Origin of the sequence: Caenimonas sp. SL110 (assembly GCF_001044395.1) — a bacterium.
GTDB lineage: Bacteria > Pseudomonadota > Gammaproteobacteria > Burkholderiales > Burkholderiaceae_C > Ramlibacter.
The window spans coordinates 47,736-65,355 of the sequence record NZ_JANU01000064.1 but is presented as its reverse complement, the minus strand read 5'-3'; the positions used below and the strand labels follow the sequence as shown (position 1 = coordinate 65,355).

The window sequence follows — 17,620 nt, the reverse complement described above, 5'->3', positions numbered from 1 at the left end:
AGCCCGTTGGCATCGGTGACCACCAGCGTGCCGGTGACGGGCTGCGCGGCGTCTTCGGTGCCTGTGCCACTGATTGCACCGCCGATCTGTGTCGGGACGTTGCCCTGCTTCACCGTCACGGAGACCGAGGCGGTTTCCGTCACGCCGCCAGACGTGACCGTGTAGGTGAACGAATCAGGGCCTGTGTATTCGCCAGTGGGCTTGTAGCTCACCTCCCCGTTCGCACCGATCGTGACCTTGCCGTGCGATCCCTGGCTCACGGATGTGATGACGGGCGCGCCTTCGAAGTTGTCTGCACTGGCCTTGTGGGTGCCAGTGAGCAGGTTGGCCGTCACCGTCGTGCCTTTGAACGTCGTGAGCTTGTCGGCCACGATGTCGGCGACCGGCGCGACAAGAATGTCCATCACTTTGGTGTAGTGAGCCCCGCCGCTGGCGACCTCGGCGTTGATGGTGAGTGTCGCCGTGCCGTTGAAGTCCGCATCGGGCGTGTACTTCAGATCGGAGAGAAAGTCGGCAACTGCGGCCTGCGAGACACCGGTCAGCGCTACCGAGTTCCCCAATGAACCCTCGGTGTTGGCGAACTCCCCATGGGAGACTGCGATGGAGAACAGGTTGCCAGCTTCAAAGTTGTGTCCCTGTCCGTAGTCGACGCTGATGGCGTTCGCGCCTGTGAAAGCAAACCCGACGTCTTCATTCGTGCTGATGCCAGAGGGACCGTCAATCGGCTCTGCATACACGGTCACGCTCACATGCCCGGTTTCGGTGACGCCGCCTGAGGTGACCGTGTAGGTGAAGGAGTCGGGGCCTGCGTAGCCCGGGTCCGGGTTATAGGTGACGCGGCCGTTCTGCTCGATCGTGACGCTGCCGTGCGCGCCCTGGCTGACGGCAGTGATGCTGGGCGAGCCTTCAAAGTTGTCGGCGCTGCCGCCGGCGAAACCGCCCAACAGGTCGCCGGTGACAGGGACATTTTTCACCGTCGTCAGCGTGTCATCCACGATGTCGGCATCTGCGGCCACAACAATCTCTACCACTTTGCTGTAGAACGCCCCGCCGCTGGCGACCTGGGCGTTGACGGTGAGGGTCGCTGTCCCGTTGAAGTCCGCATCCGGCGTGTACTTCAGATCGGAGAGAAAGTCGGCAACTGCGGCCTGCGTGACACCGGTCAGCTCTACCGAGTTGCCCAATGACCCCTGGGTGTTGCTGAACTGTCCATTCGAGACCGCGATCGAGAACAGGTTCTGGGCGTCGAAGTTGTGCCCCTGGCCATAGTCGACGCTGATCGCGTTCGCGCCGGTGAAACTGAGTTGCGCGTCTTCGACCACCTCCATCGTCTGCGGACCCGAGAGATCCAGAAGGCTCGCGAATCCCGCCACGTTCGGGGCGAGTGCCGCCATGGCAGCGTCAAAGACAATGCGTGGCTCCAGGGCCAGGCGCACGCCCGGAACAGGTGAGAGGTGTTTTTTCATGGCGCGCCCAACATGTCAGCAAAGGTACGCCTCGCAACAGTTCGCCACATCGGCCATTGGGCCGAGTACCAAGGACTGAGACGGGGCGTGAACCTAGGCCGCTGGAAGGTCGGCAGTCGGCATCACGGCCGCCAAAAACCGGTCGGTACTGTGCCGGACATCATGTTTCAGAGCCTGGCGGTTCGCCCTGGAGACCAGTTCTTCGTAGTAGGCCGAATCGCCGAAAATTCGCCTGAGCTCTTCAAGCCACGGGCGCACGACCGCTTCGGGCGCCCGCTCGTTACGCTGTGTCGTCACATCCCCCGGCAGGTCGAAGATCACACCCGCTTCGCCCGCCAGCTCGGGCGGCCCACCGCAGCGACTGGCCAGTACAGGAATACCGTTGACCAGCGCTTCAACGACGACACGTCCACCGCTCTCGTGCCAGACCGAGGGCACCAGCAAGACCTGGGTGACGGCGTAAACCGGTCTCATGTCCAGCTGGTGACCAATGACTTTGACGTTCGGAAAATCGGCTGGTGAATGCGCAAGCACGGCAAGCGCTGCTTCCCAGCGTCCACGGCTTTGCACCACGAGAAACTTGAGCTCAGGTGCCTCACGCGAGGCCAGCAGCGCAAGCGCCATGAAAACATGCACGCCCTTTTCAAATTCCGGATTGATGAAGGTGATGAATTCAGGCCTGCGCTGCGGTGCCTTGAAGCGCGCCGCATCGATGAACTTGCCCACCGGCTTGCAATCGAGGCCTAGCCGTTTTTTGTACAGGTCGGCTGTGGCCTGCGTGTCTGTGACCACCACCGAGACATCGCGAAACGTCTCGCGGCGCTCGTAGCCACCGTGGGCCAGGTAGAACACAACCGGGATTTTCAGCAAGCGCGCCTCGTGCATGACCACGCCCTCGAGCATCAGGTCGCCAGACAGGATGACCATGTCGGGCCGATTTCGCAGCAGCTCATGGCGCAAACGCTGGAGAAATAATTCCTCTTCGCGAGAAGTCATTTCCAGTCGCCGGCTTGACCGGGTGCGCACCATGAAATGCTCCACACCGTGCACGGTGGTGTGCAGCACCTCGTGCGTCTGGAGATCGGCGTCCCGTGTGGCCTGGGCAACCCGTTCGCCGCCTTCCTCGCAATCGAAAAGCTGAGCCTCCAGCGCCACCGCCCGATAACCCCGGGTCGCAAGCGAGGCGAGCAACGCGTGCATCGAGATTGCAGCACCGCTGGTCATGTCGAGACTGCACATCGGCGATGCGTACAGGATGCTGGGACCGGCCTTGCTCATGGTTGAAGAAAATCTCTCAGCAAGGATTGATGAAACACGCGTCGTAGCGTAGGTCGGATACGGATGGGCGAAATCGGTATGTTCCCGACTGGCAGGCTGCGTGGCCTAAAGAATTAACTCTCCGCAATTCGTTACCAAGCTTTTGATTTGACTGTGGTTTTGCGTTAACTAGATCACGCGTCTGACTTGCTCTTTTCACATGCGGGGCATACCTTGGCACCACCGCCGCTTCCTCGTGGCGTGGTGAGCAAAACATATGCGTTGGCTAAAACCGAATCTCAGAAGCAGCATCTACGGATTGTTGGGTAATCCGGTCAAGCCTTCGGAGTCCATTCTTGAAAACGGGACCGAGGACATCCGCGAGTCGATGCTCGCGGCGCTGGGCGATCAGGGGTCCAAGGACTTTCCGCAGATCACCCGGCGCATCCGTTACGCAAACGACATCCAGGCGCTGTGGTACCTGCGCGGCGACCTGATGGCCGCGCTGGCGTCCATCCATGGTGAAAGAGTGGCTCGCGAGCGTGTGGCCTCGCTGACGGCGCAGTTCCAGGGGCTCTTGCCAGGCGGCCTGGCTTCCCGCCCCAGCCCGCTGGTGGGCTGAACCTGCTCCACCCCAGACGGGATCAGTGACTGTGTCCCCACAGCACGAATGCGTCCCTGCCCTCTACTTCCAGATTCACTTTCGCACCCACCGGTAGCGCGACCTTGGTCGGGACATGACCGAACGGCAGGTTGGTGAACACCGGCGCTTTCACCTGCGTGCGCAACCAGTCGACAACGGTTTTGAGCCTGTAGCCCTTGTCGTGCGGCACCGGCTTGTAGTTGGTGAAATGACCCAGGATGATCGCCTTCTGGTCCTTGAGCACGCCGGCGTAGAGCAGCTGCGTCAGCATGCGTTCCACGCGGTATGGGTGCTCGTGCACGTCTTCCAGAAACAGGATTCCACCCTTGACCCTGGGCAACCACTCGGTGCCCGCGAGCGACGTGATGATGGCGAGATTGCCGCCCCACAGTTGGCCCTTGATGTGCAGCGGCTTGTCTTGTGCTTCTGACGCCGGCAGTTGCCAGCCTGCGCCCTCGCCTTGTCCGCTGACGAGGTCTTCGAAGCACGCTTGCATGATGTCGTCGGGCTCGCCTTCGATGCCGAAGTCTTCACCGAGCGCGGGGCCTGCCCAGGTGACGCTGCCGGTCTTTGCCATCACCGCACATTGAAATGCCGTGAAGTCGCTGAGCCCCACGAACTTCATACCCTTGTCGATCGCCTTGGCTACCGTCTTGTACCGGATGCCGGGCAAGAGCCTTGTCAGGCCGTAGCCGCCTCGGGTGATGAGCGCCACGTCAGCGCCGCTGGCGGCTGCACGATGAATGGCTGCAAGCCGCGTCTCGTCGTCACCGGCAAAACGCATATGGGTTGCGAAGACGGCCTCGTCGAGTTCGACTTCATGGCCCAGGGCCTTCAGGCGCTGGACGCCGCGCCTGACCACGGCCTTGTCGCGAATCGCGCTGGAAGGCGAAAAGATGTAGATATGTTTTTTCACCGGTGGAAGTATCCCACTGCCGCGCGAGCGATGGGCTCGCCATGCTCCTGGACGAAGTGACCGGCGTTCGCGATCACCATCGGGTCGGGACATCCGCGTATCGATTCGCGCAGCGTTTGCATGACGGGAACGCCGAGCACGGGGTCGGCAGCGCCGATCGCCATCATGGATTGACCTTGCCACTCTTTCGCAAAAAAGTCGCGAGCCTGGCGCGACACGGCTGCGCCGTCGGCATCCCTGTGCTCGGGCACCATGGGCGGGAACGCACGCAGTGCCGCACGATGTCCGCGGTCGGGAAATGGCGCGTTGTAGGCGGCGAGTTCAGCCTCGGTCATCTGCGGATTGCCTCGCCCAAAGAGACGCGCCACGTCGAACTCCGGCGTCTTCGCGCACATGGTTCGCCACGCCAGAAACCCGGGACTGAGCGGCGTGTCACCGGTTGCAAAAGTTGTGTTCATGACGAGCAGGCCGAGGTAGCGCTGCGGGCCTTCCATCGGCAGCGTCAGGCCCAGGATGCCGCCCCAGTCCTGGACTGCCAGCACGATGTTTTTCAGATCAAGCCGCTCGATGAATTCGAGCAGGACCTGACGATGCCAGCTGAACGTGTGCGCGGAGTCCTTCTTTGGCTTATCGCTCTTGCCGAATCCGATGAGGTCAGGCGCAACGACGCGATCGCCCGCCTCCAGCAACACCGGGATCATCTTGCGGTACAGATAGCTCCAGGCCGGATTGCCGTGCAGGCATAGCCAGGTGCGGCGAGCGTCTGCCGGACCTTCATCGAGGTAGTGCATGCGCAGGCCGGCGAGCGAGGGAAGGTCTGCGACATAGCGAGGCTCCCAGGGGTAACCGGGCAACGCGTCGAAACGGCTTTCAGGCGTGCGCAGCGCATCGTCGCGGACGGGCTGCGCGGCGGCGCGACTGTTCTCGCGGCGCTCGCGAAAGAAATCGGCGAGCGCCAACGAGCAATCGTGCTGGAGCACGCCGCCCTGCACCGCCGTGTGGTGATTGAGTTGCTCTTGCGCAAAAAGATCGACGACCGATCCGGCCGCGCCGGTCTTGGGATCGGCTGCGCCATAAACGACCCGCGCGAGCCGCGAATGCAGCATCGCACCAGCGCACATCGCGCAGGGTTCGAGCGTCACATAAAGCGTGCAACCGTCCAGGCGGTAGTTGCCGAGCGCCTTGGCTGCGGCGCGCAAGGCGTTGATTTCGGCGTGTGCGGTGGGGTCGTGGTCCGCGATGGGCGCGTTGCGTCCGGTGGCGATCACCTCGCCATTTCGAACGAGCACTGCGCCTACCGGTACTTCTCCGGAAGCTCTCGCGGCGTCGGCCTGCGCGAGCGCCAGCCGCATGAAGTCATCGTCTGTCCGTGACGCGGCGGTCATATGAACTACTTCGTCTCGTCAGGCATGGGCCGCGCCTGCTGCATCGCGTCCTGCACCTGCTTTTGCACTTGCTGGACCTGTTGCTGCGGCGTGCCCGTTGGCGCAACGACTGTGCCTGCCGGGGCGGATGCCGCCGAGCCGGCGGGTGGACCGGACATGGCGCCCAGCTGCTTTTTCGCAAGGATTCCCACGATGGCCACCACCACCAGCAGGCTCAAGACACCAAAGACGACGCGCATATCAAGCTCCTGGTTTGAGTCGGTCCATCCAGCCGGCAAGCGCGCGCTCGTCATCGCCGCCGGCCAGGTAGCCGCTGTGCAGCGCCTCACGTGACTCGGGCCGGTGCTGGTTGATTTTCAGTTTGCATTGCCACTGCAGCACGCGCAGCTCGAAGCCCACGATACCCGGCAGCATCTTGTTGGCGAAGTCTTCGCCGAGGTCCCGCCACTGCTGCGCGTAGGTGGGTTCATGGTCGCCGATCAGCTTCTTGAGCAAAGCGTCCTTGGCCGCGTTGTCTTCGATGAGGCGCGCCTGCACCTTGCAATGCACGGCCACGTAATTCCAGCTGGGGACGCGCGCCTTGTCTGCATAAATCTTCGGTGACTGGTAGGCATCCGGCCCGATGAAAACCGCGAGCGCCTCGGGCCTGTCCTGCAGGTATCGCCAGTGCGGGTTGGGTTTGGCGCAGTGACCCCAGAGAACGAACTGATCGCCCTGCCCGCCCTCAACCGACAGGTGCAGCGGCAGGTGCGTGACGAACGGAAACCCGTCGTCGTCGTTGGAGATCAGGCTTGCGAATGCGTTCTCACGCATCAGCGTGGCCGCGACGGCCGGGTCGGTCGATTTGAAGTGCGGCGGCAGGTACATGCGGCAATTGTGCCGCCTTCGATCATGTCCGGGCGCTGCTGAAGGACGCGGTCGGCATGGCACTTGTGTTCGCACTCATATTGCCGCTAGCGTCGCTGGCCGCTCGTCACGGTGAACGCCACGGTGGGCACCGTGAAGTCTTCGAACGATGCACCCAGCGCGATTTCGCCATCGCTGACCAGGACGCAATCGTTTCGGCGCAGGGCCAGTTCGAGTGAATTGCCGTTGAAGCGCACCCAGGTTCCGTAGCTGCTCAGATCGGTGAGGATGAAGGTGCCGTTGCGCCAGTCGATACGCGCGTGCAGCCGCGAAACGCGTTGGTCGTTCACCTCGAAATCGGCTGCACCCGCGCGCCCGAGGTGCACGGGCATCTGGTCCAGCGTGAACAACCTCTGCTGGTCGAGCCACGACAGCGCGATGCCCTGCGCCGGCGGTGGCAGCAGCGCTGCGCCACGATTGGGCGCCAGTGCTGCGGGGACCGTGAGGTTCATGGTGTGGACTTCTACATCCCACTCGACGCGATAGATGGTCGTCGCGTTGCTCTTGCCGCGAATGGGCACAGGCCCCAGGCTGCGAAAGCGAACTCCATGCGGGTCCGAGCGATGCTGCGTGACGACCGATTTCGTGGCCCATATCTGGTCGGCGCCCGACAGGTCCGAGAGCCGCGATGCCATGTTGACGGCGTCGCCGTAGCAGTCGCCGTCCACATCGATCACTTCACCGGAAGCCACGCCCACCTGCAGCCGCATGCGGACCTGCTTGGGCCATTCCTGCAGGCGCTGCGCGTGTTGGCGTTGCAGATCGACGGCCGCGTGTACCGCACCTATGCCGTCGGGGAAGACGGCCAGGACGCCATCGCCCAAGGTCTTGACGACGCGCCCGCCGTTTTCCACGACGACGTCGCCTATCCATTGCGTGAGGGTGGTGACGGTTCGGGTCGCCATCTCATTGCCCAGGACCTCGAACAGGCTGGTGCTACCCGTGAGGTCCGCGAAGATAACTGTGGTGGTGGCCGACATTTCCTGCAGATCATAGATGGGCCCCGAGGGTGTTCCAAGCCCTGCGAATCGGCCTGGACGACTTCAGGCGGTCCAGCGCAACAAGGTCACCAGCAGTATCACCACGCCCAGGCCGAGGTTGACCGAGACCCATGTGCGGATCTGCGCCAGCGCGGCTGCGCCTGCGGCCCAATCGGACCCGGCAACGGCCCGGCCGAGACGCTTGTAGAGCGCGAATCGGATGTGCATGAAGATCGCCACCATCGCCACACCCAGCACCGCCATGACGGTCCAGGCCAATGGCATCTCGAATTTTCCTCCGGACTGCACCACCTGCTTTGCCACACGGCCAATCATCCAGACACCGCTGGCGAGCGTCGCCAAAGATGCGACCAGTACCGCCTGGAAGAAACGCCCCAGGACGTCGTGCATGAGGCGCAGCCGAACCGCAGGCTCGAGCTGCGCGAGGGTCGGACGCAGAAAGAAGTGCGCGAACGCCATTCCACCGATCCAGACAATGATGGACAGGACGTGCACTGTCTTGAGCGCTGCATAAATCATCGAAGACTTCCCTTGCGGTTGAGAACCTGCTTCACACCCGTCAGAGTATGGCAGCAGCCCATGCTCAGCGAGTCGCCACGAAGCGGCCGGCGCTCGACTGCGAGCCCGCGCTTGCGCGGCGGCGCCACACTGCGATGAGTATGTGTAGCCCGGCACCCAGCGCCAGCAGCAGCGCACTGCCAATGCCCCAGACCGACCAGGACACCACCGTCACGCCTGCCGCCAGAGCCGGTGCGGCCTGAAGCAGCCCGTCGACAAACGGTCCGAGGCCCGCCAGCATCTGGCTGACCGCTTGCGCAATCTCGGCAGGTATCCAGGGCGTGAGCCAGGGCGGCAGAACCAGTGTGTGTGCGGCCGACGCCGCGCCAGAGAGCCCGCCCGCATGAGAGACCGCCCACACGGCGGACGCATGAAGCGCCCATGCCGCCAGGGACCACAGCGCCAATAGCGCAAGCACAGAGAGCCAGCTGAAGGCAAAGAACATGATCGGACTTTCGTTGGTTCAAGTGGCTCGGAGTGTGCTGAAAAAGCCTGTTCGAATAAATCAGCTGCAAGCGCACTTATAGTTCGATTTTTCCGCACTGGAATACGCATGCTGAACTACCGCCACCTCCACTACTTCTGGGTCGTCACCAAGGAAGGCGGATTTGCCCGCGCCGCCGAACGGCTTGACATGGCAGTGCAGACCATCAGCGCGCAAGTCCGGGACCTGGAAAAATCACTGGGTCACCAGTTGCTCAAGCCTTCGGGCCGCGGGGTGGTCCTGACCGATGCAGGCCAGGCCGCCTTCGCGCGAGCCGAGGAGATCTTTCGACTGGGCCAGAGCATTCCCGATGAGGTTCGTGGAGCCGCCAACAGCCAGGTGGCCCGCCTGGCGGTGGGGCTTTCTGACGGCATCTCCAAGCTCGCAGCCCATGCGCTGCTGGAGCCGGTCTTGGGCACGCCCAACCTGCGGCTGGTTTGCCACGAAGGTGAGTTCGAGCAGCTGCTGGGTGAACTGGCGCTGCATCACCTCGACCTGGTGCTGGCGGGGCAGGCAGCACCACGAAACCCGAATCTGCGGCTGACCAGTGAACGGCTCGTCGATTCACCGGTCGACTGGTACGGCCCGGCCGCCCTCGTCCGCAAGGGTGAACGCGACCGGTTTCCGCAAGCCCTGGACGACCTGCCGGTGCTGCTGCCGACCGGGCACTCGGCGCTGCGATCGACGCTGGATCACTGGTTCGAGACGCAGGGCCTGCACCCGCACATCGTCGGCGAGTTCGAAGATAGTGCGTTGCTGGCGGTGTTTGCAGCGCGCGGGCTTGGCGTGTTCCCGGTCAGCCGGCTGGGGGCAGGTGACGTCGGCCTGATGCGCGGATTGCGCCTGCTGGGCAGCAGCGATGGCGTCAGGGAAGAAATCCACGCGATCCGCTCGCGCCGCGGCGAACATCACCCTTTGGTGATGCGGGTGCTGGCCGGCGCCCGTTCTGGACGATGACTGCTCGATTGTTCGGTTTTTCCGAACCTGGACGACGGAACAATCTGCTTTTACAAGGCATCGCCTTGCCCTAGATTTGCCGCTGCTTTCCCATCGCGCAAATCTATTTCAAGGTCAGTCATGCAAACCATCGGTTCTCCACTCATGTGGTCCTTATTCGCGGCGTTTGTCCTTGTGGCACTGCTGGTCGACTTCTTTGCGATGAGCAAGCAGGGTGCGCACCGCGTCAGCACCCGCGAGGCTGCCATCTGGTCACTCGTCTGGGTAGCCGTGTCCTTCGTCTTCATGGGCTGGATGTGGTGGTACCTCGGCGGCGCGGGCCCCGATGAAGCTGCGCGCTCACTGGCCAACAGCAAGTCGCTGGAGTTCCTCACGGGCTACCTGATCGAGAAGGCGCTGGCGGTCGACAACATCTTCGTGTTCCTGATGCTGTTCACCTACTTCGCGGTGCCTGCCCAGTTCCAGAAACGGGTGCTGATGATCGGCATCCTGGGCGCACTCGTTCTGCGCGCCGCGATGATCCTGGTGGGCGCCTGGCTGATCGCGCAGTTCCACTGGGTCCTCTATGTGTTCGGCGCCTTCCTGCTGTTCACCGGCATCAAGATGTGGTGGGCTGCGGGCCAGGAACCCGACCTGGACAACAACCCCGCCCTCAAGTGGATTCGCAGCCGCTTCAAGATCTCGCCGGACTATGACGGCGAGAAGTTCTTCACCCGGGTAGGCGGTACCCGGATGGCCACGCCGCTGCTGGTGGTGATCCTGCTCATTGGCATTGTGGACATCGTGTTCGCCGTGGACTCGATCCCGGCCATCTTCGCGATCACGACCGACCCCTTCATCGTGCTCACCTCCAACGTGTTCGCGATTCTGGGCCTGCGCGCGATGTACTTCCTGCTGGCCAACATGCACGAGCGCTTTCACCTGCTCAGCTACGGCCTTGCAATCGTGCTGGTGTTCATCGGCCTGAAGATGCTGATGATCGACATCTACAAGATTCCGGTGGTGTTCTCGCTCGGCTTTACCGCGGTCACGCTGGCCGTGACGATGATCCTGTCGCTGAAGATCCCGCCAAAGGGCACGCCGGGTGGGGCCTATCCGTTTGGTACCAAAAAGGGGGATGAGCAGGCATGAACCCCTGCACTTCGGGCGGGCCGGATGTCGCTGGCCCTGGCGAGCAGGAATGCCTGATTGCCAGCCGAGTAATCCCACTGCTCGATCCGGCACAGGCCCGGCGCGCAGTCTTGGCCCCAGCGCAGCAGGTTCACCGAATTGGGAACGCCCTGGCGAACCCGCGACGACACCGCCGTTCCTGCCTGCACCACACACAGGGGGCGGGCCAGGCCGGCAATCGGTTTCACATAAGGCAGGTGGATGTGGCCGCCCATGACGATGTCGGCGCCGGCTTGCGCCCAGCGCTCCAGCGCTGCAGCGTGGCCATGAAGCCGGTTAGGCGCATCCTCCTCGCGTATCACGGCCGCTGGCTGGTGCACCACCACCACGCGCAGTTGCTCCGGCTGCGCATTTTCGAGGAGACCAGCCACCCGCTCGACTTGTTGCGCAGAGACTTCACCATCCTTGTGACGCCGCGCACGGGTGGTGTTCACGCACACCACCAGTACGTCGGGCGAACGGTGCACAGGTTCGAGGTCGTTACCGAAGGACGCGATGTACCGTGCATACGGATGACGCAGGCGCGTCCACAGGTCGAACAGCGGTATGTCGTGGTTGCCCGGAACTGCCACCAGCGGCACGCCCAGGCGGTCTGTGAACGCGCGTGCGGCCCTGAACTGCGCCGGGCGCGCACGCTGGGTGATGTCGCCGGACAGCACCGTCAAGTCAGGCCGCTGCGAACGAGCCAGCGCGACCAGCGCCTCGACAACTGCGGGCTGTGCGGTACCGAAATGCGTATCGGAGATCTGCAGCAGGATGCTCATTCGTCATTCCCGCCCTGCGGCTTCAACAGGTAAAGCGGCTTGTCCAGCACACGGATGTCGATGGGTGCGCGCATGCGCGCCACTTCACCGTCGAATGCGACCACAAGCTCCGGACGGCCGGCAGCCAGCGTGGGCCTGACAACGATCTGGCGGAACTCGAAGCCGTCCACGCCAGCGGCTTCACCCAACCTCCCCATCGCGCCCCGCACCATGAGACCCATCATCGCAAGCGTCCCTATCGGCCGCAGCACGAGCGCAGCCAGGCTGCCGTGGCCGGGCGTTCCAGCCACGGTGTCCTTGGGGTCGGCACCGACTTGCTCCAGCTGCAGACGGTTGTTGCCCACAAACAGGGTCAGGGTCTGCACGTCGCGAACCAGGTCTCCCATTTCGATGTGGAGCCGGAGCCGGCGCTGGGCTCGCAGCAGCGTCGAACAGGCTGCCATGAAGGCCACCCAGCGGCTTCGGCCGAAGCGGGCCTTGAAGGCTTCGCGGTCTTGCAGCAAGTCAGGGTAGAGGCCGAGGCTGGCGTTGACGAGAAAGACGCGCTCGTTGATGCCGCCCACCTGGACCGGCATCGGAGCCGCCTGCAGCAGCATGCGAACGGCTTCGGCAGGGTCGGTGGGGATGCCGTGCGTCCGGGCGAAGTAGTTGAAGGTGCCCTGCGCGACGACACCCATGACACAACCTGTGGCGTGGGCGGCCTGGGCGACCGTGTTGAGCGTGCCATCGCCTCCGACCGCGACCACGGCAGAGCGGTTCGCCAGCGCCCTGCCCGCAGCCTCGCGCGCCACGCGGGCCAGATCGGTGGGCCCGCAGAAGTACAGCTGACCCAGCCGCCCTTCCACTTGCAACACCGACTCGATGATTTCCCGCTTCTGGTCTGCGTCGCTGCTGCCTGCAGCCGCGTTGATCAGAAACTGGATCGGTGCCGCAGGGTCGAGCGTGGGGGAGTCAGATACGCAGTGAGGCATGCCTGCGGAGAGGGTCAGGTCGCCTTCCAGACTTATTCCCACTCAATCGTCGCTGGCGGCTTGCTGCTCACGTCGTAGGTCACCCGGTTGATGCCGCGCACTTCATTGATGATGCGCCCCGACACCTTCTTGAGAAGCGCATACGGCAGCTCGGCCCAGTCGGCCGTCATGAAGTCGCTGGTCTGCACAGCGCGCAACGCCACGACATAGTCGTAGGTGCGTCCATCGCCCATCACACCCACGCTCTTGACCGGCAGGAACACGGTGAAGGCCTGGCTGGTGAGGTCGTACCAGCTCTTGCCGGTGGCCGGGTCGATGAAGTTGCGCAGTTCCTCGATGAAGATCGCGTCGGCTCGCCGCAGCAGGTCCGCGTATTCTTTCTTCACTTCACCCAGGATGCGCACACCCAGGCCGGGGCCGGGGAAGGGATGGCGGTACACCATCTCATGCGGCAGGCCGAGCGCGACACCGAGTTCGCGAACCTCGTCCTTGAACAGGTCGCGTAGCGGCTCCAGCAGCTTCAGGCCGAGCTGCTCTGGCAACCCGCCGACGTTGTGATGACTCTTGATCGTGACGGCTTTCTTGCTCTTGGCACCGCCGGACTCGATGACGTCCGGGTAGATCGTGCCCTGGGCCAACCACTTGGCGCCCTTGTGCGCGCCATCCAGGCCGGCCTTGAGGCGAGCCGCTTCGGCCTTGAATACTTCAACGAACTCGCGCCCGATGATCTTGCGTTTGGCTTCGGGTTCGCTCACGCCAGCAAGTTTGGACAGGAAGACTTCGCTCGCATCGACGCGCATCACCTTGGCGTGCAGCTTGCCGGCGAACATCTCCATCACCATGTCGCCTTCGTTCAGGCGCAGCAGGCCGTGATCAACGAAAACACAGGTGAGCTGGTCGCCGATCGCGCGGTGGATCAGCGCCGCCGCCACCGAAGAATCGACGCCACCTGAAAGACCCAGGATCACCTCTTCGTCGCCCACCTGCTTGCGGATCAGCTCCACAGCCTCTGCGATGTGGTCGCGCATGATCCAGTCCGGACGCGCACCGCAAATGCCGATGACAAAACGCTCCAGGATCGCCTTGCCCTGTTGGGTGTGCGTGACCTCCGGATGGAACTGCAAGGCGTAGAACCTGCGCTCCTCGTCGGCCATGCCCGCGATGGGGCAGCTCTCGGTCGAGGCCATCAGCTTGAAGCCCGGTGGCAGCTCGGTCACCTTGTCGCCATGGCTCATCCAGACGTTGAGCATGCCGTGGCCTTCGTCCGTCGTGAAGTCGGCGATGTTCTCCAGCAACCGGGTGTGGCCGCGTGCGCGCACGCTCGCAAATCCGAACTCGCGCTTGTGGCCACCTTCGACCTTGCCGCCCAGCTGGTGCGCCATCGTCTGCATGCCGTAGCAGATGCCCAGCACCGGCACGCCGAGCTCGAACACCGCCCGAGGGGCCTTGTCGGTGGTGTCTTCGTACACGCTCGCATGGCTGCCGGACAGGATCACGCCCTTGAGTTGTCCGTCTTTGGCGTATTCGCGAATCCACTCGTCGGAAACGTCGCAGGGCTGCACTTCGCAAAACACATGGGACTCGCGCACACGACGCGCAATCAGCTGCGTGACCTGGGAGCCGAAATCGAGGATGAGGATCTTTTGGTGTTGCATGGGGAAGGTGTGGGCCCGGTGTCAGTCGGCGCGGTAGTTCGGCGCTTCTTTGGTGATCTGCACGTCATGCACATGGCTTTCGCGAATGCCTGCTGCCGTGATCTCGACGAACTCGGCTTTGGCGCGCATGTCTTCGATCGTGGCGCAGCCGCAGTAGCCCATGCTGGCGCGGACACCGCCGGCCATCTGGAACACGATGGAAACCATCGAGCCCTTGTAGGGCACACGACCTTCGATGCCCTCGGGCACGAGCTTGTCGGCGTTGGGGTTGCCGGTCGTGGCTTCCTGGAAATAGCGGTCGGCGCTGCCCTGCTGCATCGCGCCGATGGAGCCCATGCCGCGATAGCTCTTGTAGCTGCGGCCCTGGTACAGCACGATCTCGCCGGGCGCCTCTTCGGTGCCCGCAAACATGCCGCCCATCATCACGGTGTGCGCGCCGGCCGCAATGGCCTTGGCAATGTCACCGGAATAGCGAATGCCGCCGTCGGCGATCAGGGGCACGCCGCTGCCGTGCAATGCAGTCGCGACGTTGTCGATCGCCATGATCTGCGGAACGCCCACACCGGCCACGATACGGGTTGTGCAAATCGAGCCTGGGCCGATGCCGACCTTGACCGCGTCCGCGCCCGCTTCGACCAGTGCCAGGGCTGCAGCGCCGGTGGCGATGTTGCCGCCGATGACATCGATGTGCGGGTAGTTCTGTTTGACCCAGCGCACGCGCTCGATCACGCCCTTGCTGTGACCGTGCGCGGTGTCCACCACGATGGCATCGACGCCGGCCTTGACCAGGGCCTCGACACGCTCTTCGGTGCCCTCGCCCACGCCGACCGCTGCGCCAACGCGCAAGCGGCCCGCCCCATCGCGCGCTGCGTTGGGAAAGCTGGTCTGCTTGGTGATGTCCTTGACGGTGATGAGGCCCTTGAGCTCGAACTCGTCATTGATGACGAGAAGGCGCTCCAGCTTGTACTTGTTGAGCAGGGCCTTGGCTTCTTCGGCCGTCGTGCCCTCGCGCACCGTGATAAGCTTTTCGCGCGGCGTCATGATCTGGCTGACCTGCACGTCGTATCGCGTTTCGAAGCGCAGATCGCGTCCGGTGACGATGCCGACCACCTTGCCGCCATCGACCACCGGAAAGCCGGAGATGCCCAGCTGTTCCTGCATGTCGATGACCTGGCGCACCGTGTGGGTCGGCGTGATGATGACCGGGTCCCGAAGGACACCGGATTCATATCGCTTGACCCGCGCAACTTCGGCGGCCTGCTGCTTCGGGGTGAAGTTCTTGTGGACGATGCCGATACCACCTTCTTGCGCGATGGCAATGGCCAGCCGCGCCTCGGTCACTGTGTCCATGGCGGCGGACACGAGCGGCAGATTCAGGGTGATGTTTCGGGAGAATCTCGTCGCGAGGGACGTGTCCTTGGGAAGGACCTGGGAGAACGCTGGCACCAGCAACACATCGTCGAAGGTGAGCGCTTTTCCTAAGAGGCGCATGTGAAAGCTCCAAAAAACGGATTGTACTCGTGTGCCCTTGGTACTAACCCTCGCGCACCGGTTGCCCTGCTTGTGACTAAGTCCTCAGGGTCGCGGCGGCCCGGGTAGCGCACGGATGGGGTGCAGCGCTACACTGCGCAGATGAAACCGATCCGTGCCGCCCTGCTCGCCATTGCGTGTTCCGCATGCGCAATCCCCTCGGTCTCGCTGGCCCAGTGGATGTGGGTCGACAAGGACGGCCGCAAGGTCCTGAGCGACCAGGCGCCGCCCAACGATATTCCGGCCAAAAACATCCTTCGCCAGCCCGGCATGAAAAAGCAGCAGGACTTTGCGGCTGCTCCGGTTGTGGCGTCAGAGCCGGCCAAGCCGGTGCCACTGGCAGCCAAGGCACCCGGCAAGGACCCTGCGCTCGAAGCCAAGAAAAAGGCTGCCGATGCGGCCGAAGCCGAAAAGCAGAAGGCCGCCAACGACGAGCGCGATCGCATCAAGGCCGAAAACTGCGCGAATGCCAAGCGTGCCAAGGCCAACTTCGACTCCGGAGCGCGCATCGCCCGAACCAACGCCAAGGGCGAGCGCGAGTTTCTGGACGACGCCACCCGCGCGGCGGACTCCAAGCGCGTGGAAGGCATCATTGCCAAGCAATGTGCGCCCGCTGCGGGCTGATTGCCAGCAGGAAATTCAGTAGCCGGCTTTTGCGCCAGCCCTGCGACTGGCGAACAATCCCGCCGCCTTCGCACCCTGCTTCTTGAATCGCTCACGGCGCGCGAGTTTGGGATCGACCTTGAGCGGCCGGTAGATCTCGACGCGGTCACCGTCGTGCAAAGCCGCATCTAGCGTTGTGCCGCGGCCCCAGATACCCAAATCGGCATTGGCCATTTCTATCGCGCCCGCTCGCAGCGCAGACGCAACGCTGGAGCCCGACGGCAATTCGACGTGAAGCTCGCGAACCTCCCGGGCAGCCGGCGAGAAAGCAATCGTCACGCGAATGACGCAGCCTTCACCCATGCACTTGTTCCGCGCGCTTGACGAACGCATCGACCATGCTGCCGGCGATCTTGTCGAACACCGGGCCGACAAGCGCTCCGAGCGCGGCATTGTCAAAGCCGTAATTCAATTGGAGCACCACCCGGCAGGCGCGCTGGTTCTCGTCGCCGATCGGGCTGAAGGTCCACTGCCCGTCGAGTTGCGAGAACGGGCCATCGATGAGCTTGAGCTTCACCTCGCGGCCGGGTACATGCAGGTTGTGCGTGGTGAACGTCTGGCGGATACCGCTGAAGGCGATGCCGACTTCTGCCTTCATGGAATGCTCGTCCTGCTCGAGTACCCTGGAGCGGTCGCACCAGGGCAGGAACTCGGGATAGCGCGCAACGTCGGTGACGAGAGCGAACATTTCGTCGGCGCTGTACCAGATGAGAACGGATTTGTGGACTGACTTCATTAGAATCTGCGCTTGCCGGGGCATTGTATGTATGGCCGCGCATCCCCATGTGCAATGCGCATTTCCATCTTTAATTCATGGCCTCCAGCAAACCCGACACCTCCAGCCGAATCGCAGACAACAAGAAAGCTGCCTACAACTACTCCTTTGAAGAGAAGTACGAGGCAGGCATGGTGCTGCAGGGCTGGGAGATCAAGGCCCTGCGCGCGGGCAAGGTACAGCTGACCGATGGCTACGTGGTCATCAAGGGCGGTGAGCTCTTCGTGATCGGCTGCCAGATCAACCCGCTCAACACCGCATCCACGCATGTCTCGCCCGACTCGGTGCGCACCAAGAAGCTGTTGCTGCACAAGGAAGAGATACGCCGACTCATCGGCAAGGTTGAGCAAAAGGGCTACACCCTGGTGCCGCTCAACCTGCACTGGAAGGGCGGAAAAGTGAAATGCGAGATCGCTCTGGCCAAGGGCAAGGCCGAGCACGACAAGCGCAACACGATCAAGGACCGTGAAGGCAAGCGCGAGGTCGAGCGGGCAATGAAGGGCAGCAGGCGCTAGGGCG

At 63.2% G+C, this 17,620-nt stretch carries 20 protein-coding genes; 5 read left to right on the top strand and 15 right to left on the bottom strand.

The window, feature by feature from the left end:
• Positions 1–1,466, bottom strand: a 1,466-nt coding sequence (locus AQ12_RS21175) for an Ig-like domain-containing protein (RefSeq protein WP_193388015.1), incomplete at its 3' end; no start/stop codon positions are given.
• 93 nt (positions 1,467–1,559) lie between these two features.
• Positions 1,560–2,744: a glycosyltransferase family 4 protein gene (locus tag AQ12_RS22325; protein WP_053076841.1), complete on the bottom strand. Its 1,185-nt coding sequence runs from the start codon at positions 2,742–2,744 to the stop codon at positions 1,560–1,562.
• 256 nt (positions 2,745–3,000) lie between these two features.
• On the opposite strand from AQ12_RS22325, the gene AQ12_RS21165 reads away from it, so the two are divergent.
• Complete coding sequence (locus AQ12_RS21165; RefSeq protein ID WP_048441966.1) at positions 3,001–3,345, top strand: hypothetical protein; 345 nt, start codon at positions 3,001–3,003, stop codon at positions 3,343–3,345.
• A gap of 22 nt (positions 3,346–3,367) precedes the next feature.
• Here the strand turns inward: AQ12_RS21165 and AQ12_RS21160 are convergent, their stop codons facing one another.
• The 7 genes from AQ12_RS21160 to AQ12_RS21130 all read right to left on the bottom strand — a co-directional run bounded on the left by AQ12_RS21160 (position 3,368) and on the right by AQ12_RS21130 (position 8,577).
• Positions 3,368–4,282, bottom strand: a complete 915-nt coding sequence (locus tag AQ12_RS21160; protein ID WP_048441965.1) for an LD-carboxypeptidase — start codon at positions 4,280–4,282, stop codon at positions 3,368–3,370.
• Positions 4,279–5,667 (bottom strand): tRNA adenosine(34) deaminase TadA, encoded by a 1,389-nt coding sequence (gene tadA, locus AQ12_RS21155; protein WP_048441964.1) that lies wholly within the window; start codon positions 5,665–5,667, stop codon positions 4,279–4,281. The genes AQ12_RS21160 and tadA overlap by 4 nt, the downstream gene beginning before the upstream one ends.
• A 5-nt stretch (positions 5,668–5,672) precedes the next feature.
• The gene (locus AQ12_RS21150) at positions 5,673–5,906 is read right to left on the bottom strand and encodes a periplasmic heavy metal sensor (RefSeq protein WP_048441963.1); all 234 of its coding nucleotides are present in this window, start codon (positions 5,904–5,906) and stop codon (positions 5,673–5,675) included.
• A gap of 1 nt (position 5,907) precedes the next feature.
• The gene (locus tag AQ12_RS21145; protein WP_048441962.1) at positions 5,908–6,534 is read right to left on the bottom strand and encodes an FMN-binding negative transcriptional regulator; all 627 of its coding nucleotides are present in this window, start codon (positions 6,532–6,534) and stop codon (positions 5,908–5,910) included.
• A gap of 86 nt (positions 6,535–6,620) precedes the next feature.
• On the bottom strand, positions 6,621–7,553 hold the full coding sequence (locus AQ12_RS21140) for an adenylate/guanylate cyclase domain-containing protein (RefSeq protein ID WP_048441961.1): 933 nt from the start codon (positions 7,551–7,553) through the stop codon (positions 6,621–6,623).
• Between the two features lie 63 nt (positions 7,554–7,616).
• The gene (locus AQ12_RS21135; protein WP_048441960.1) at positions 7,617–8,093 is read right to left on the bottom strand and encodes a CopD family protein; all 477 of its coding nucleotides are present in this window, start codon (positions 8,091–8,093) and stop codon (positions 7,617–7,619) included.
• 64 nt (positions 8,094–8,157) lie between these two features.
• Positions 8,158–8,577, bottom strand: a complete 420-nt coding sequence (locus AQ12_RS21130; RefSeq protein WP_048441959.1) for a hypothetical protein — start codon at positions 8,575–8,577, stop codon at positions 8,158–8,160.
• A gap of 108 nt (positions 8,578–8,685) precedes the next feature.
• On the opposite strand from AQ12_RS21130, the gene AQ12_RS21125 reads away from it, so the two are divergent.
• Positions 8,686–9,573: a LysR family transcriptional regulator gene (locus AQ12_RS21125; protein WP_048441958.1), complete on the top strand. Its 888-nt coding sequence runs from the start codon at positions 8,686–8,688 to the stop codon at positions 9,571–9,573.
• A 120-nt stretch (positions 9,574–9,693) separates the two neighbouring features.
• Positions 9,694–10,704 (top strand): TerC family protein, encoded by a 1,011-nt coding sequence (locus AQ12_RS21120; protein ID WP_048441957.1) that lies wholly within the window; start codon positions 9,694–9,696, stop codon positions 10,702–10,704.
• On the opposite strand, the gene AQ12_RS21115 is transcribed toward AQ12_RS21120, so the two are convergent.
• Genes AQ12_RS21115 through guaB form a run of 4 tightly spaced genes read right to left on the bottom strand, consistent with a single transcriptional unit; the run spans position 10,665 to position 15,624 of the window.
• Complete coding sequence (locus AQ12_RS21115) at positions 10,665–11,507, bottom strand: metallophosphoesterase (RefSeq protein ID WP_048441956.1); 843 nt, start codon at positions 11,505–11,507, stop codon at positions 10,665–10,667. The two genes, AQ12_RS21120 and AQ12_RS21115, sit on opposite strands and share 40 nt — an antisense overlap.
• Positions 11,504–12,478, bottom strand: a complete 975-nt coding sequence (locus AQ12_RS21110; protein WP_048441955.1) for a diacylglycerol kinase family protein — start codon at positions 12,476–12,478, stop codon at positions 11,504–11,506. The genes AQ12_RS21115 and AQ12_RS21110 overlap by 4 nt, the downstream gene beginning before the upstream one ends.
• A gap of 32 nt (positions 12,479–12,510) precedes the next feature.
• A complete protein-coding gene (guaA, locus tag AQ12_RS21105; protein ID WP_048441954.1) occupies positions 12,511–14,133 on the bottom strand; it encodes a glutamine-hydrolyzing GMP synthase in 1,623 nt (540 codons plus the stop codon).
• Positions 14,134–14,154: 21 nt separating this feature from the next.
• Positions 14,155–15,624, bottom strand: coding sequence for an IMP dehydrogenase (guaB, locus tag AQ12_RS21100; protein ID WP_048441953.1), 1,470 nt, complete (start codon positions 15,622–15,624; stop codon positions 14,155–14,157).
• 141 nt (positions 15,625–15,765) lie between these two features.
• Between guaB and AQ12_RS21095 the strand changes: the two genes are divergently transcribed.
• A complete protein-coding gene (locus AQ12_RS21095) occupies positions 15,766–16,287 on the top strand; it encodes a DUF4124 domain-containing protein (protein WP_048441973.1) in 522 nt (173 codons plus the stop codon).
• 15 nt (positions 16,288–16,302) lie between these two features.
• On the opposite strand, the gene AQ12_RS21090 is transcribed toward AQ12_RS21095, so the two are convergent.
• Entirely contained in the window at positions 16,303–16,629 is a 327-nt protein-coding gene (locus AQ12_RS21090; RefSeq protein ID WP_048441952.1) for an RnfH family protein, read from the bottom strand.
• On the bottom strand, positions 16,622–17,062 hold the full coding sequence (locus AQ12_RS21085) for a type II toxin-antitoxin system RatA family toxin (protein ID WP_048441951.1): 441 nt from the start codon (positions 17,060–17,062) through the stop codon (positions 16,622–16,624). The genes AQ12_RS21090 and AQ12_RS21085 overlap by 8 nt, the downstream gene beginning before the upstream one ends.
• Positions 17,063–17,139: 77 nt before the next feature.
• Between AQ12_RS21085 and smpB the strand changes: the two genes are divergently transcribed.
• Positions 17,140–17,616 (top strand): SsrA-binding protein SmpB, encoded by a 477-nt coding sequence (gene smpB / locus AQ12_RS21080; protein WP_048441950.1) that lies wholly within the window; start codon positions 17,140–17,142, stop codon positions 17,614–17,616.
• Positions 17,617–17,620 lie beyond the last annotated feature (4 nt).

Excerpts from the sequence above, each read along its gene's own strand:
- AQ12_RS22325 (WP_053076841.1), bottom strand. The coding sequence starts at position 2,744 with ATGAGCAAGGCCGGTCCCAGCATCCTGTACGCATCGCCGATGTGCAGT.
- AQ12_RS21165 (WP_048441966.1), top strand. The coding sequence starts at position 3,001 with ATGCGTTGGCTAAAACCGAATCTCAGAAGCAGCATCTACGGATTGTTG.
- tadA (WP_048441964.1), bottom strand. The coding sequence starts at position 5,667 with ATGACCGCCGCGTCACGGACAGACGATGACTTCATGCGGCTGGCGCTC.
- AQ12_RS21150 (WP_048441963.1), bottom strand. The coding sequence starts at position 5,906 with ATGCGCGTCGTCTTTGGTGTCTTGAGCCTGCTGGTGGTGGTGGCCATC.
- AQ12_RS21145 (WP_048441962.1), bottom strand. The coding sequence starts at position 6,534 with ATGTACCTGCCGCCGCACTTCAAATCGACCGACCCGGCCGTCGCGGCC.
- AQ12_RS21140 (WP_048441961.1), bottom strand. The coding sequence starts at position 7,553 with ATGTCGGCCACCACCACAGTTATCTTCGCGGACCTCACGGGTAGCACC.
- AQ12_RS21135 (WP_048441960.1), bottom strand. The coding sequence starts at position 8,093 with ATGATTTATGCAGCGCTCAAGACAGTGCACGTCCTGTCCATCATTGTC.
- AQ12_RS21130 (WP_048441959.1), bottom strand. The coding sequence starts at position 8,577 with ATGTTCTTTGCCTTCAGCTGGCTCTCTGTGCTTGCGCTATTGGCGCTG.
- AQ12_RS21125 (WP_048441958.1), top strand. The coding sequence starts at position 8,686 with ATGCTGAACTACCGCCACCTCCACTACTTCTGGGTCGTCACCAAGGAA.
- AQ12_RS21120 (WP_048441957.1), top strand. The coding sequence starts at position 9,694 with ATGCAAACCATCGGTTCTCCACTCATGTGGTCCTTATTCGCGGCGTTT.
- AQ12_RS21115 (WP_048441956.1), bottom strand. The coding sequence starts at position 11,507 with ATGAGCATCCTGCTGCAGATCTCCGATACGCATTTCGGTACCGCACAG.
- AQ12_RS21110 (WP_048441955.1), bottom strand. The coding sequence starts at position 12,478 with ATGCCTCACTGCGTATCTGACTCCCCCACGCTCGACCCTGCGGCACCG.
- guaA (WP_048441954.1), bottom strand. The coding sequence starts at position 14,133 with ATGCAACACCAAAAGATCCTCATCCTCGATTTCGGCTCCCAGGTCACG.
- guaB (WP_048441953.1), bottom strand. The coding sequence starts at position 15,624 with ATGCGCCTCTTAGGAAAAGCGCTCACCTTCGACGATGTGTTGCTGGTG.
- AQ12_RS21095 (WP_048441973.1), top strand. The coding sequence starts at position 15,766 with ATGAAACCGATCCGTGCCGCCCTGCTCGCCATTGCGTGTTCCGCATGC.
- AQ12_RS21090 (WP_048441952.1), bottom strand. The coding sequence starts at position 16,629 with ATGGGTGAAGGCTGCGTCATTCGCGTGACGATTGCTTTCTCGCCGGCT.
- AQ12_RS21085 (WP_048441951.1), bottom strand. The coding sequence starts at position 17,062 with ATGAAGTCAGTCCACAAATCCGTTCTCATCTGGTACAGCGCCGACGAA.
- smpB (WP_048441950.1), top strand. The coding sequence starts at position 17,140 with ATGGCCTCCAGCAAACCCGACACCTCCAGCCGAATCGCAGACAACAAG.